Annotated in this window: 11 protein-coding genes and 1 pseudogene; 6 read left to right on the forward strand and 6 right to left on the reverse strand. The window is 43.3% G+C overall.

Going from position 1 to position 14842, the window contains the following annotated elements; translation table 11 throughout:
- Positions 1-126: 126 nt before the first annotated feature.
- The 3 genes from gdhA to hmpA form a co-directional block, all read right to left on the reverse strand.
- Positions 127-1479, reverse strand: a complete 1353-nt coding sequence (gdhA, locus tag ACFI6J_RS01375) for an NADP-specific glutamate dehydrogenase (RefSeq protein ID WP_049588184.1) — start codon at positions 1477-1479, stop codon at positions 127-129.
- 25 nt (positions 1480-1504) lie between these two features.
- A complete protein-coding gene (locus tag ACFI6J_RS01380; RefSeq protein WP_049588182.1) occupies positions 1505-1906 on the reverse strand; it encodes a GreA/GreB family elongation factor in 402 nt (133 codons plus the stop codon).
- Positions 1907-2310: 404 nt separating this feature from the next.
- Complete coding sequence (gene hmpA / locus ACFI6J_RS01385; RefSeq protein ID WP_348670614.1) at positions 2311-3501, reverse strand: NO-inducible flavohemoprotein; 1191 nt, start codon at positions 3499-3501, stop codon at positions 2311-2313.
- 197 nt (positions 3502-3698) lie between these two features.
- Between hmpA and norR the strand changes: the two genes are divergently transcribed.
- Positions 3699-5279 (forward strand): nitric oxide reductase transcriptional regulator NorR, encoded by a 1581-nt coding sequence (gene norR / locus ACFI6J_RS01390; protein ID WP_061095597.1) that lies wholly within the window; start codon positions 3699-3701, stop codon positions 5277-5279.
- 67 nt (positions 5280-5346) lie between these two features.
- The gene (locus tag ACFI6J_RS01395) at positions 5347-6252 is read left to right on the forward strand and encodes an HPP family protein (RefSeq protein WP_156078793.1); all 906 of its coding nucleotides are present in this window, start codon (positions 5347-5349) and stop codon (positions 6250-6252) included.
- Between the two features lie 41 nt (positions 6253-6293).
- Here the strand turns inward: ACFI6J_RS01395 and ACFI6J_RS01400 are convergent.
- Positions 6294-6636: pseudogene (locus tag ACFI6J_RS01400) on the reverse strand (integrase core domain-containing protein); the annotation flags it as partial.
- Between the two features lie 74 nt (positions 6637-6710).
- Here ACFI6J_RS01400 and ACFI6J_RS01405 point away from each other — a divergent pair.
- The 3 genes from ACFI6J_RS01405 to ACFI6J_RS01415 all read left to right on the forward strand — a co-directional run bounded on the left by ACFI6J_RS01405 (position 6711) and on the right by ACFI6J_RS01415 (position 9065).
- Positions 6711-6890, forward strand: a complete 180-nt coding sequence (locus ACFI6J_RS01405) for a transposase (RefSeq protein ID WP_053103825.1) — start codon at positions 6711-6713, stop codon at positions 6888-6890.
- 223 nt (positions 6891-7113) lie between these two features.
- On the forward strand, positions 7114-7902 hold the full coding sequence (locus ACFI6J_RS01410; protein WP_014950619.1) for a lipase family protein: 789 nt from the start codon (positions 7114-7116) through the stop codon (positions 7900-7902).
- Between the two features lie 89 nt (positions 7903-7991).
- Positions 7992-9065, forward strand: a complete 1074-nt coding sequence (locus ACFI6J_RS01415; protein ID WP_069944886.1) for an ADP-ribosylglycohydrolase family protein — start codon at positions 7992-7994, stop codon at positions 9063-9065.
- 83 nt (positions 9066-9148) lie between these two features.
- On the opposite strand, the gene ACFI6J_RS01420 is transcribed toward ACFI6J_RS01415, so the two are convergent.
- The gene (locus ACFI6J_RS01420) at positions 9149-10237 is read right to left on the reverse strand and encodes a Gfo/Idh/MocA family protein (RefSeq protein ID WP_278343891.1); all 1089 of its coding nucleotides are present in this window, start codon (positions 10235-10237) and stop codon (positions 9149-9151) included.
- A gap of 237 nt (positions 10238-10474) precedes the next feature.
- The gene (locus ACFI6J_RS01425; RefSeq protein WP_462585619.1) at positions 10475-13306 is read right to left on the reverse strand and encodes a hybrid sensor histidine kinase/response regulator; all 2832 of its coding nucleotides are present in this window, start codon (positions 13304-13306) and stop codon (positions 10475-10477) included.
- Positions 13307-13497: 191 nt separating this feature from the next.
- On the opposite strand from ACFI6J_RS01425, the gene ACFI6J_RS01430 reads away from it, so the two are divergent.
- On the forward strand, positions 13498-14658 hold the full coding sequence (locus ACFI6J_RS01430) for an AI-2E family transporter (protein ID WP_348670615.1): 1161 nt from the start codon (positions 13498-13500) through the stop codon (positions 14656-14658).
- The last annotated feature ends 184 nt before the right edge of the window (positions 14659-14842 follow it).

Below are 14842 nucleotides of genomic sequence, written 5' to 3' on the forward strand. Positions count from 1 at the left end.
AAAAGTCAGCTGCAGTCCCGTCACCGTGACTAGATGATGATGAGGTTCTGATATTTATTTGTTTCTTGCATTCAGACTAGATTTGACATGAATTTCGAGGCGATCTGAATTCACTTTATGCGTTTTTTAAACTACACCTTGCTCAATCATTGCGTCTGCAACCCGACGAAAGGCAGCAATATTAGCTCCTAATACAAGGTTACCGGGCGCACCGAATTCTCTTGCAGTCTCACTGGCTCGTAGATAAATATCCTTCGTTATTTGTAGTAATTGACAATCGACTTGTTCGAAAGTCCATTTTTGCATACTGGCGTTTTGCGCCATTTCTAACTGACTTGTCGCTACTCCCCCGGCGTTAGCGGCCTTACCCGGACCATAAGAAATACCGGCTTTAAGAAAGTACTCTACCGCACCTTGTGAAGAAGCCATATTTGCACCTTCACTAACCAATTTGCATCCGTTAGAAACCAGTGCTTCGGCATCACGAGTTGTTAACTCATTTTGTGTCGCACATGGAAACGCTAAGTCTGCCTTGTATCGCCAAATAGTATGTCCTCCTGAAGGATATTCACTGATCGGAATGAACTGTGCCCTGGGGTGAGACTTTAAGTAACGTAAAAGCGAAGTACGTTCTTTTTCTTTGAGTTCCTTAATAAGAGACAGATCCAACCCTTGCGCATGATATAGCGTACCGGTTGAGTCACTACAGGCAATAGGAGTAGCACCAAGTTGATAAAGCTTCTCCATTGCATAAATAGCGACATTTCCAGCACCGGACACGAGGCAACGTTGTCCTTGTAAGTTTTCTCCTCGTGCATTAAGCATGTGATCTGCGAAATATACTGTTCCATATCCTGTTGCCTCCTTTCGCGCGTACGACCCCCCCCAAAGCAAACCTTTTCCGGTAAGCACGCCCTCATATTTCCCGGTCAGTCTTTTGTATTGACCGAACATGTAGCCTATTTCTCTGGCGCCTACACCAATATCACCGGCAGGCACATCAGTATTGGGTCCAATATGACGATAGAGTTCGTTCATGAATGACTGACAAAAACGCATTATTTCGGCATCGCTTCGTCCTTTTGGATCGAAATTTGCACCTCCTTTGCCCCCCCCAATTGGCAGGCCAGTTAACGCATTTTTAAATATTTGTTCAAATCCTAAGAATTTTATAATACTGGCATTGACCGAAGGATGAAAACGAAGTCCTCCTTTGTACGGACCAAGTGCCGAATTAAATTCGATGCGGTATCCCTTATTAATCTGTATATTTCCGCTGTCATCTTGCCAGGGCACCCGAAACATAATTTGTCTTTCGGGTTCAACTAATCGCTGTATAATTGAATGCTTCGCATAATAGTTGTTTTTTTCCAGAACAGGTTCCAGAGTTCGCAGGACTTCCTCTACAGCCTGATAAAATTCAGTTTGTGCCGGACTGCTTTGTTTTAGCTGAGAAATAGTAGTACTTAAATAATTCATAAATCAACCTGTAAATGATTACCTTTTAATCACAGACGAGATAACGGACTTTTCTTTTTACTTCTAATATATCAATTTGTTGTTCGCCACTTTTAGTATTCCAGCTAATTTTTTGACCAGCTCTTAAACCTATTAATGCCGAGCCAATTGGTGCGAAAATTGAAATGCCGTCTTCGTATTTATGCATATCCAATGGAAGGCAGAGTGTTTTAGTCAAGTATTTATCAAACTTACTTATTTTAAATGTAACCTGAGAACCTATTGCCACAACGTCTGGAGCAAGATCTTTAATGTTAACGACTTTGGCGCGAACTAATTCTTTTTCTAATTCGTCAAACCTTTCAGTCGGTAATTTAATTTTTCTTAGCTGTTCTTCAATATCACTCAAGTCTTCATATGAAATTGTGATGTTAGGTTTTCTTGACATGATAATCCTTCCTCTTTGAATTAAAAATCACGCGCAGGAGAGCCTTTCCTGTGAGGAAATATAAATTTAATCTATAGCTTTAATTTATTCCGGTACGGAATTTCTGGTTTTAGATAAATAAGAGGCGGCCGAATGCAGAACTGCATCCGGCTTAATTGGGTAAGGTGAGTAAAATGCTCTTGTTGAGATTACAGTGCTTAGTCATGATTTCCTCATTGCTGTCACTGATATTAATACTTAATAAAAAAATAACAAGAACTTTTAAGATTATAACGCTCCGTATTTATGGAATTAGCAGTGAAAAGTTCTGATTTTTTCGCCATGAGCAATATTTTATTCTTTAAAGTGTTTTTTTGGCTAATTTATCAAAGAGTTTATTGGCGTCAATCATCGTTGAAACTTGATTAAACTTCTTGATGCGGTCCGAATAATTCATAATTGATTCGCGATTGACTGACGCCCAAGGCTAATAATTCATGCTTGATAGCAAGCATAAATTGCAAAGGTCCACAGAGATAAAACTCGCCCTCTTTCAGTGGTAAAGAACCTTTAACGTCTTCTATTTTCATTCTTCCGGTAGTTTCATTTTTACTACTGCTAGCGTCATTTTCATACCACGTGTGCGACTGCAGGTTCAGAGTATTCTTAACACTCTCAACATGTTCTTTGAAAGAATGCTGATTTCGATTTTTACATGCGTGAAGATAGGTCACCGGATGTGCGAAGTTCTCTTTTACTAAAGAATCTAACATCGCTTGCATAGGCGTCAGACCCACACCTGCAGAAATCAATATAACCGGAGTATCAAGTTGTTTTAGATAAAAGTCCCCGGCAGGGGGCATGACCAAGACTTCATCGCCAACATTTATTTTTAAATGAAGATAATTAGACATTACACCACACATTTCACCCAGGCCTTCCCGTTTAACACTAATGCGATAGGATTTTCCATTCGCGGCAGTTGATAGTGAATACTGCCTTATTTCATCATGCTCACTACCATGAGGATGCACCTTTATTCCTAAATACTGGCCCGGTTTATAATCGATAACACTACCGCCATCGACGGGCATTAAGGTAAAACTGGTTACGAGTTCGGATTCGGTCTCTTTTGAGACGACAGAAAAGGCTCTGAAGCCAGACCAGCCCCCCTTTACAGCAGCTCTTTGTTGATACAATTCACTTTCAACTTTAATGAAAATGTCTGCTAATTGACCATATGCAGCTGTCCATGCCTCTTCAACATCAGGAGTAAACGCGTCCGGAGCCAATTCTCTCAATGTCTCAATCAGATGATGTCCCACTATTGCGTACTGTTCGGGCTGGATATTAAAACTGGTATGCTTGTGTGCAATACGCATAACGGCATCTGTCAGTAGCTCTAACTGATCTATGTTGGCAGCGTATGCAGCTATCGCATTAAATAGAGCCGCTGGCTGACGACCTGTTTTTTGATGCGTCATGTTAAATATATTTTTAAGCTCAGGATTATGTAAGAACATTCGGGCGTAAAAATGTTCGGTAATTGCGGTTCCTCCCGAAGCAAGTAGTGGAATGGTCGCTTTGACAGTATCTATATGAGTTTGAGTAAGCATTAACATACCTTTAATGACGTTAAGTATTTGGTAGCTATGAGTAATGCGACTCGTGTGCCAAATTTTATTTCACTTAGTATCAATGTGTTACGAATAACTCTTTAAGCTATGTGTCAAAATGACTCATCACTTAATGAGCTAATTAGGATCGTTTGTGTCATAATGACCTATGCTTCGTGTTAATATAAAATGGTCTCATGAGTAAAATATCTCAATTTAGTTTGGTTAACTTTGCCCTTGATCTGTCCGCCGCAGTTTCGATGAATTGTTTTTATGAAAGTTTGATTTCTGCGGTTTGTGCAACTATTAAAGCAGATGCTGTAGCACTATTGATTTTTCGACACGAGACACTTGTTCCCGTTGCGCAAAGAGGGTTGTCCGATGACGTCATGGGGAGACGGTTTATTTTAGAGCAACATCCACGTTTAAAAGCAATCTGTAGCACGAGGGCGGTCACTCGCTTTTCAGCTGATTCGCCGTTACCAGACCCCTATGATGGAATGATTGCAAGTCATAACCATAATATGAACGTACATTCCTGTATGGGAATTCCTTTATATAAAGATGAAACGTTGCTAGGTGTACTTACTCTCGATAGCCTGGAACCTAATGAGTATGATGCGCTTGATGCCGCTTCAGTTGACACACTGTCCAGGCTGGCAGCCCGGCTTTTATATGCTGCGTTATATATCAGAGAGTTAAATAAACAGAAGACTCATACTCAGCATGTATTACGGACAATGAATGAGAATAGCTCTGAGCATCATCAGGGTGAAGAAATGATAGGAAATAGTGTTACGACAAAAAAATTAAAGCAGACCATTCGACTGGCAGCTTCGTCCGACCTCACAATTTTGGTGCAAGGTGAAACTGGTGTGGGCAAAGAACTTGTTGCCCGTGAGCTACATTATCAATCAAACCGGCGGAATAAACCGCTCGTATATGTAAATTGCGCTGCTATTCCTGTTCATCTGATAGAAAGTGAACTCTTCGGCCACGTGAAAGGTGCGTTTACCAGTGCCGCAAACGACCGCGATGGTAAGTTCTTACTTGCTGATGGCGGAACATTATTTCTGGACGAAATTGGAGAGCTTCCGCTTGAAATTCAGGGTACATTGTTGAGAGTAATACAGAATCAGGAAATCCAGGTGGTCGGTCAGGATAAGAGTCGAAAAGTGGACGTTAGAATTATTGCTGCTACGAATAGAGAGTTAGAGCATGAAGTTCAAAATAAACGCTTCCGGGCCGATCTTTATCATCGTCTCATAGTGTTTCCGATATATGTCCCGCCTCTCAGAGACAGACAAAGCGATGTTCCGCTTCTGGCTGGCTATTTTGCAGAGAAAATGCGGCGAAGTCTGGGACTGCAAAAGTTGATACTGGCTAAAGAAGCAATTTATAAACTGACAGTTTATCACTGGCCGGGAAATGTAAGAGAGTTAGAGCACGTAATATCACGCGCAGCACTTTATGCTCGAGAGAAGAATCCAACCGGAAATACAATAATTGAGCCATCTGACATTACCGGTTTAACCGTGTCTTCAGACTCTTTAACAAGTAAAGACACAGATTCGTCCACCGTATGTTTCGAGACCGATAGCCATACCGACTTACGGGAAGCAACAGATAAATTTCAACGTCAACTCATTATCAAGGCATTGCATAACGCAGAAAACAACTGGTCTAAGGCAGCCAGATCTCTGTCAATGGACCGTGCAAATCTTGTCAGACTGGCGAAGCGCCTTAATATCACCCTAGTGAAAAAGATAAGAACGTAGCTTTTCGTTCACAGAAATTATAGATATTGTCTATACGTTTCCTATATCTGACCTTACAAAGGAATATATGTTAAATACACTAAAACGGTTTTGGGGTTTTCAAAACAACGTAGTTGTATCAGAAAAAGTCGTTGCCACTATCGGTGGAATGCTAGCTATATTTTTATGCTTTTTTCTTACAACATGGTTGCTAGGCACGGAGGGAGCAGCGGCAATTTTACCATCCATGGGAGCGTCAACGGTCCTTCTTTTTGCTGTTCCTCATGGCCAGCTATCGACGCCATGGGCATTCTTCGCTGGCAATGTTCTTTCTGCTATTGTCGGCGTTACAAGTGCACAATACATTGAAAATCTCTTTATTGCCGCTCCGGTAGCAGTGTCGCTTTCGATATTTATTATGCACCTATCTCGCTCATTACATCCTCCAGGTGGTGCTACCGCTTTGGCAGCTGTAATTGGTGGGTCTGCGATAACGGATTTAAGTTATTGGTACGTGCTCACTCCAACTATTATCAACTGCATGATTCTGTTTGCTGTTGCGATACTGTTCAACAATCTTTTTCACTGGCGGCGTTACCCGCAAAGTCTTATGCGATATAAGGGGATAGGCTATAACCCTGACACGAGACGTATAAAAATGCGACATATCCATGAGGCAATCAACCGGTCAGAATTGGTTATTGATGCCAGTGACGAGCAAATTAAACATATCATTGACTTAGCTGATACGATTTTACACGAAGAATTAATAGCCGGTTTTGAGCTCGAAATGGGCGCATTCTACACAAATAACCAACCTGGGCGTTTATGGTCTGTTCGTCAGGTTGTAGACGAAAGAAAACATAATTGCAAGCATAAGTACTTGCTTATATATAGGGTGGTTGAAGGTGATGGGAAGGGATTCTCCGATTGCTGTACCTATCAAGAATTTGCCGAATGGGCAAAAATGAAAATGACGCCATCGCAAGTTTAGCATGCTGGTTAATAATCAAACTGATACTTAGCTTGTAGTGGTCAAGTCATTTTGGCCACATCGTTGTAGCTATTCCAATAACGTTTCTCCGATTCATTCGGTGTTAGACCACCGTTGTATGAATGCGGTCTCAGTCGGCTGTAATAGCCATAAATGTAATCACCAATCTTCTGCTTTGCTTCAGCAAAATTCCGGTAACCAGTAGTTGGAACCCATTCGGTTTGAGACTTCTGAAAAAGCGTTCCATCGGGCTATATCCCAACAATTTCCCCTGCGACTCATACTTTGTGTTAAGCGATACCGCCAAATTAGCTGACGGAATTTTCGGCTCGTATAATGACATCCCTGGTCGCTATGGAACATCACGTTTTTAGGCTTTCCCCGATACCCCCTGTGTCAGGATAGTTGTCGCCTCAGTTTTTCATAAAAATATAACAGGAGCGGTAAGTTAGTTATTAGTGAAGCATTATCCTGAAGACCATAAGAAAACCGTCATTAGAAAGCTGGTTGAAAGTGGCTTATCATTAAGCCAATTCGCAAAGCTAGAGAGTATCAACTTATCTATTTTGTATTCATGGCGAGATAAGTATTTACAAGCAGGTTCTAGTTTGGCAGGTAGCAATAGTTCAGAAGGTTAGTCACCAGAGCAAAAGTTCGCAATTGTTTTAGAAACAGCAGCATTGAGCGAGTTTGAGTTAAGTGAGTATTGCCGTGAAAAGGGGCTTTACTCTGAGCAACTTAAAGAAAAATGACGCGCCCCGTCATAACACTGAAATAAACTTCCTGTAGCGTGAAGTATTCAGTGAAAGAGTCTTCAACGGCTCAGCTTCAAAAACGCTAAATGCTCCAATACGAGTTTTCATGAAGAAATTGAAACGCTATCAATATGAAAGATATGCCATTCTCTGCCAACTCGCCTACCCTGATGCCGACGAGCAATACCAAAAAATCTTAGATCCTTTTTATGAACGCCAGCTAGTCGATAAGTACGGCAGAATGAGCGTAAGAATCTTGTGGGTCGAGAATAAAAAAGAGGTCATTATCGTTTTTCGCGGCTCATTGGGAGTAAGAGATTGGCTAGCGAATTTATTCTTCATCCCAAACAAACTCAATCAGTTAAACAGAAAATTCTGGGTCCACTGGGGGTTTGCGCGGCTATTGGCTCAACCTATGTATTCCAGCACTAAGACATCTAATGAAGCATTACCACTGAGAGAGCTACTTGTAAAAGTGCTTGAACCACTTAGGCAGCAAGGCAAGCGCTTTACATTCATTGGCCATTCGTCCGGCGGCGCAGTAGCGGTATTAATGGCTGATTACTTTGAGCGTTTATACGCAAAGTCAGTAAAAAGGGTAGTGACTTTCGGACAGCCCGCAGTGGGCACGCGCTCTTGGTATAAGCACTACACGCTACACCATAGAACGTATCGCATTTGCTGCGATTTAGATGTAATAACCTTTATGCCGCCCTTCCCTTTTTACTTCTGGCACGTTGGCAAGATGCTGTGGCTGCACGATGATAAAATTTACGAAAACACGCCTACCCATAAACGCTTTTTGATGTCGCTTCACAGCTGGTTGTTACGCCCAATTACCTATCACTACATGCGAAAATATATCCGCAACAAGTCGCTTTTCGATGAGCATTAGAACGATCATTTTCGACCTACAGTGCGTAATTTAAAGGTACTTGATTATTCAATCCCGCACAGTACTGCGTAAGAGGTAGGCTTAAAGAAATGTCTTCACTGTCAATCAAACGAGCAAAAGCGGCACTCAAGAACGCGTTTATCGGCGACGCGTTGGCTATGCCGGTACATTGGTATTACAACCCAGCAGATATTTATAAGGCATTTCCGTTAGGGATAGAGCAATTTGAGGATGCGCCATCATTTCATCCGTCTTCAATAATGTCGCTACATTCCACGCAGCAAGGTGGGCGCGCGAATAAGGCATCTGCAAATCAAAAAGAGATAGTGGGCGACGTTATTCTCAAAGGTAAAAGGCAGTATTGGGGCAAGGACAACATTCATTACCATCATGGTATGAAAGCGGGAGAAAATACACTCAATGCACATTGCGCGCGTATCGTTTTATCATGCGCACTTAAAGGGTATGACGAAAACGAGTTTTTAACTCAATATATTAGCTTTATGCGCGCTGATGAACCTAAACATCCTGACACATACGCTGAGTCTTATCACAGAGGCTTTTTTGCGAACTTAGAACAAGGTACTCCAGCACACAAATGTGGGGCGGTTACACATGATACGGCTTCAATAGGCGCTTTTGTGTCGGTAACACCTTTGGCGGTAGTAGAAGCAAGCAAAAGCACAGCCCTTGAGGACGTCAAACGCCTGTGTCGTAGTCACCTTTATTTAACTCACCCAGATGAGTCTTTAGCATCGGTGTGCGATTTCTATGTGGAGTTAATCTACAAATTAGTGCATCGCGAAGGTGAATCAGCCAAGGCCATTTTAGAAGATATTGCCCGTAAATCTGCGCACATGAATTTGGCTGCGATAGCGGCAAAAAACAAAAGCGATATCGAAATTGTTGGGCGTATGTATTCGCCAGCGTGTTATATCTCAGACGCGTGGCCCGCCGTTTTGTACTTCGCTTACCGTTATGCTGATACGCCTAAAAAGGCGTTGATTGCGAACACCAACGTGGGGGGCGACAACGTGCACCGCGGTTTTGTATTGGGGGCCATAATGGGGCTAATTCAGGCAACGGAACTGTCCCAATGGTTTAGTGAATTAGCTGACAAAAAGGACTTGGAAGCGCTAATTAACCTTCTTGATGAACGGTAACTAAGACACAAAAGTCTGGTAGACCCAGTCGCAAAATGAGCAAATGGCATTCACTGTCCGGTAGCGTATTCGCGTAAAGCGCCTTATAACGCTACCGTTTCCCCTGTTTTCGCCGCCTTGAATATAGCGTTCACAATGCGGATATCGGCCAGACCTTCATCGCCAGTCACCATAGGCTGTCGTCTAGTTAATATGGCCAGTGCATCGTTATCCATTTGCAGCGTTTGCTGCATACCGTTTATAGGAGCCAGCGTTTTTCCATCAGACGTGGTGCCCGTTACCCCGCTGTAGCTCTGCATGGGTTTAAGTTGATACCAGCCCTTTTCACAATCAGCTTTAAAATGATTGAACCCTTTCACTACACTGGTTCCGCAATCGGCCACTAGTCCGTCGCCGAAATCCATCGTAAACAAGGTCGTTTCATCAACCTCAGTAAACTTCTCTGGAAAGCGCTGTGGTGGATGACTTCCCGTTACCGCTAATGGCTCACGGCCCGTTAAAAAGCGCGCGCCGTTTATCGCGTAAACGCCCATATCATAGAGTGCACCGCCGCCCATGTGCTTTTTCATTCGCCAGTTGTCAGGCGCTCTTCCTTGTCCTGCATAACCAGCAAAGCTCGATACCGCGGTCAAGTTTCCATACGGCTTGGTTTCAAGATACTGATGAAAAGTGCGGGTATTGGGTTCGTGCTGCATGCGATAACCTATCGACAACTGCACGCCATTTTTGTCACACGCATCGATGATAGCTTGGCATTCCTCGCTATCCATGGCCATTGGCTTTTCACACCACACATGCTTTCCAGTATTTGCGGCTTGTACCGCAAAGTCCTTGTGTGTTCCGGTAGGCGTTACGACATAAATAACGTCAATATCGTCATTATTCGCAATATCTTCCATGGTGCTGTACGTGTACACATTACTGTCTTTAATGCCGTACTTTTTCTGCCACTGCGGGATTTTACTCTCACTCCCCGTAATTATCCCCCGTAATTCACAGTGTTTAGTGTCCTGTAAGGCAGGTGCGAGTAAATTTGTGCTGTAATTGCCCAACCCTAACAGCGCCACGCCTATTTTCCTTTTCGAAGGCTGTGCCATTAAATAAGGACTGTGCGCAACCAGCAAACCTGAGCCGGCTAGTTGAAGGAAGTGACGACGAGTAATGCGGGGCATTAGTACTCTCCATTAAGAAATTAATCCGTGCATGGTTTTAGTAGTACCTTTCTTACTCAGAAAGATCACAACACCGTTGCGATATTATCGAATGTGTTACCTGTAACACCATCGAAGGTTTATAGCTGACAATCAATACAGCTTTAAAGCCCTATGGCGCATCGTGCCGTTTGGTAACGCGAAACGATTTACAACAATATCAGACGAAAAGCAGCCCACTTTTATCGACAGCATAATTTACTGTTTGCGCTTTGCCCGCCAAGCTTCTGCCACGATAGGTTCAAGGTCGCTCAAATCCAAAGGTTTAACAAGGTGATGGTCAAATCCAGCTTCTTTCGAACGCTGGATGTGCGATGGTTGTCCCCACCCCGTTTGCGCGACAAATACTGCGTCAGCTAACGCGCGATTTTGACGAAGTGCCGTACATAATTCGTAACCATTCATACCCGGCATGCCGATATCCAGCAACACTAAATCGGGCGTGAAAGACGCGACAGTCTTTAATGCAGATGGCCCATCCTCCACTACTTGAACCTGACACCCTTTTACCTCCAATATCCATCCCATGGTAATAGCGGCATCTTGATTATCATCGGCAATTAAAACGTTGAGCTTTTCAGCGGTAGCGTCTACTACGTCATGGGCCTTTTCCGGTTTACTGGCTAATTTGGGTACTTTACTTAAAACGGGTAAGGTAACGATAAACGTTGTACCTTTATCAACGCCATCACTTTGCACAATTACCGTTCCATCGTGTAATTCAGTGAGTTTCTTCACCAGAGTAAGACCAATCCCCAACCCGCCTTGAGAACGTTCAAGGGCACCATCTACCTGAGTAAACATATCGAAAACCGATTTAAGTTTGTCTGCTGGAATGCCCTCTCCATTGTCTTTAAATGCAATGGTTACCTTACCGTCGCAAGTACTAATGCAGACCTCGATATTGCCACCCGGTGGAGTGTACTTTGCAGCATTGTTGATAATATTCGAGAAAATCTGCGACAACCGAATAAGGTCTCCGTTTACCCAAACAGGCTCTGCTACTTTTTCCACCAGCAGCGTATGCTGTTTTTCATCAATCAGGGGCTGAATAGTCTCAATCGCCGTACCCAAAATCTCACACAAGTTCACAGGTTTTCGATGAATTCGAATTTTCCCTCGGGTAATTCGTGACACATCCATAAGGTCATCGACAAGCCGTATCATTTGCGTTACTTGTCGTTCGACTCGACCGAACGCCTCACTCTTCTGATTTTGGCTGTAGTCGTCTGACTGCAGAATTTCCAACGCATTGCGAATTGGTGCAAGCGGATTACGTAATTCATGTGCCAACGTAGCAAGGAACTCATCTTTGCGGCGATCGGCCTCTTGAAGCGCGTCTATCGCATTTCGTTCTCTCGTGGTGTCTACACCTACTCCCGGAAAACGCTCCGGCTCGCCAGAGCTGTTATAAATGGCTCGTCCTCTGAAGGAAGCCCAGCGGACAGTGCCGTCTTTTTGTAAGATACGGTATTCTTCATCAAATGGGGTGCGGTTATTAATACTTTCACAAATAGCAGCTTCACACGCAGCTAAATCGTCTGGGTGGATATATTGTTTGGGCACTTCAATGGCTACACCGTTTTCAGCTTCATCGCTACTGAGGTTAAAGAGTTCTCCCAAACGCTCATCTGCCGTGAACAAGTTTTGCTTAATATCCCAATCCCAAATACCAAAGCTGTGTGATGCTTCCAGTGCTAAGCGTCTGCGAGACTCTGCTCGCTTGGCCATTTCTTCAGCGTGTTTACGCTCAGTAACATCTCGCGTCGAACCAGCAATGGCTTCAACGTTTCCGTCTTCACCAATAACAGGAACAAATATGTAGTCATATATACGGCGACCATGAGTACCGGTAAAAGGAACATCACTACGAATTGGTTGCTTTGTTTCAATTACCTGACGAATCTCCTGCATGTGCATATCTGCATGCCAAGGTTCATACCCAAGCTCTAAACATGTTTTGCCAATCGCTTCGTCCCAACTCAGCCCCCACATTTGCAGCAACGCGTCGTTGGCATACGTAAAATGCCCCTCAAGGTCGAAGATATAAAGCAAATCGGGCGTATTCGACAGAGCCGTTTCGTAAAGCCTGCGCTGTTTATTAAAAGACTCAATGTTCTCTAGTAACGCCGACTCCGCAACCCGTCGGGCGCGATTTTCGTTGTTGCGCTCAATAATGATTGCAGCGGTTTTAGACAGTGCATTAATGACGTCAATGTCATCGGGTAATGGGGTAAATCGCTCGCGATGAAATAAACAGAAGGTACCCAGTACCGTGCGACTTTCTGCAGATAAAATGGGACGACACCAAAATGATTGAAGTCCTAATGCCTGAGTGGAGAGACTAAAATCACTCGAATCAGTTTGGGCGTTGAAATGAACATTTACCACATCACGAGTTTGACAACACTGTCCTAACGGCGTTAGTTCATCAATTGTAATATTCTTGAAGTACCGCCTAGTTTCTTCTGGCATCGACGGTGCAGCCGCGCTAATGAGTGATAACCCATCTTCAGATACCAAGGATATTCCACTTACAGCTTGAAAATCTGTCACCTTTTCTACTGCATTGACTAAAACGGTCAACACATCTTCTAGTGTAGCGCCAGATAACGCGAGTCTCATGGCGTCTCTTTGAGACTGAGAAATGATCTGTAGCCTGCGCTTCATAGAGAAGTCATGAAACGAAAACCCCACTACACCTGCCGCAACGGGGAAAATGGTGAGCTTGAACCAGGCGTGGTCAATACCAAACCGAATTTCCGTTGTTTTACCGGATTCCTGTTTTATTGCCAGTTCAAACTGCTGAGTAATATTCGGTACTTGCGACTGGGGAAACAAACTAAACACCGAGCTGTCAAAGAGATCAGATTTGTCTAATCCACAGATGGAACGGGCCTGATGGTTAGCGTAAATAACATTGCCTTTAACATCGGCAAATATCACCGCATCAGTTATATTTTCTATAAGAGCTTGAAAGGGGATGTCGTCGGTAAAAGAAGATGAAGCCTTACTTATTGGCTCAGACATAATTCGCTCAAATAATGTAGAAAAAATTATACTAAAGTAGAAATCACTATTTAGCTAACGATTTACGTTAAGCAGTACAAAGCGACTTCTCTAGCGGTGCGGTAAGTGAACTTAAATGATTAAATTTTCGTAACACTTACGCTGTTACAAGTAAAAGCTCTACCAAGATCACTTTCTACCAAGGCTAAGACATGGACAACGCTGGCTCGAATCAAGATAAAGGGAACGGGAAGTATGCTGGGAAGTTCCCCAAAATAGCCCAACAAACCAGACTGCTAAATATTCTTGTGATTTTTGCTGTCATTTATACGTTGTACCTTGCCAAATCTTTACTTGTTCCTCTTTTCTTTTCCGCCTTTGTTGCTCTGCTTTTGAGCCCTCTTGTTGCATTCGCACGCAAGTTATTCATACCTCGTACCCTGTCAGCAGGAGCCCTGATTGTCTTGCTGGTCGCGCCGTTTACATTTTTAGGTATAGAGCTTGCTGAGCCGGCAGAACGCTGGATGCAATCTCTCCCCAAAATTGCTGCCGAGATATCCAAAGAAATTGAAGAGATAAGCAGCAACATCGACGCTTATGCAACGCCTCCAGCTGAACCCGTTGAAAAAGAACGTTCATTCTTTAGCTGGTTTGGTGACGATGAAAAGTCACCTGAACTTTCTCCATCACAAGACAACACAAACTCTGTGACGGACAAAATTAAACAAAGCGGAATAGATATTGGGCTCACACTCTTCAGTAACGCGCCATTTTTACTGGCACAGGTGCTCGCCTGTATCGTTTTAATTTTCTTCTTGTTGGTTTTTGGCCCCAACCTATTCAATGTTTTTGTAAGAGACTTCCCCATAGTTACTAACAAGCGACGAACGCTGGTGTTGGTAGATCAAATTCAACGGGAGCTGTCTTCGTATATCGTCACCATCAGCATCATAAACTCTTGCTTAGGGCTAGCTACAGCAGGCGTGTTTTACTATTTAGGAATAGACGATGCGTTACTTTGGGGAGCGTTGGTTGCGCTGATGAACTTTGTCCCTTACTTGGGTGGTGTGGCGAGCTGCGTGGTATTGCTGGTAGTTGGGCTTGTGCAGTTTGGGCTTACCAGCAGTGCATTTCTGCCTGCGGGTCTGTTTTTAGTATTGAATATTATTGAATCACAACTCATCACGCCTGCGGTGCTAGGAAGAAGTATGCAGCTTAACCCGTTAATAATCATAATTTGGATAGCAATAACGGGTTGGCTATGGGGTGTGGTAGGCGTTTTACTCGCCGTGCCTATTCTAATGTGTTTTAAGATCATACTCGAGAATCTGGGCGTATTTGATCACTGGATTAAACTTCTCGAGTCAAAATAATTTCACTCTTTTCGCCCCATCAACCACGTTGCATGGATAGCAGCGTGTGCGGACTTTTACCTAAAATCTAGGCACAAAGCACGATAGTCCTCTTCAAATAAAAGACGAAATGCATATTTTAAAGGAACATATCCTGCCTTTTTAAAATGAAAATAGTTATCATATTCGTTGTCTTTTGATTTTT

It is taken from the genome of Alteromonas sp. G4i13 (genome assembly GCF_054960505.1).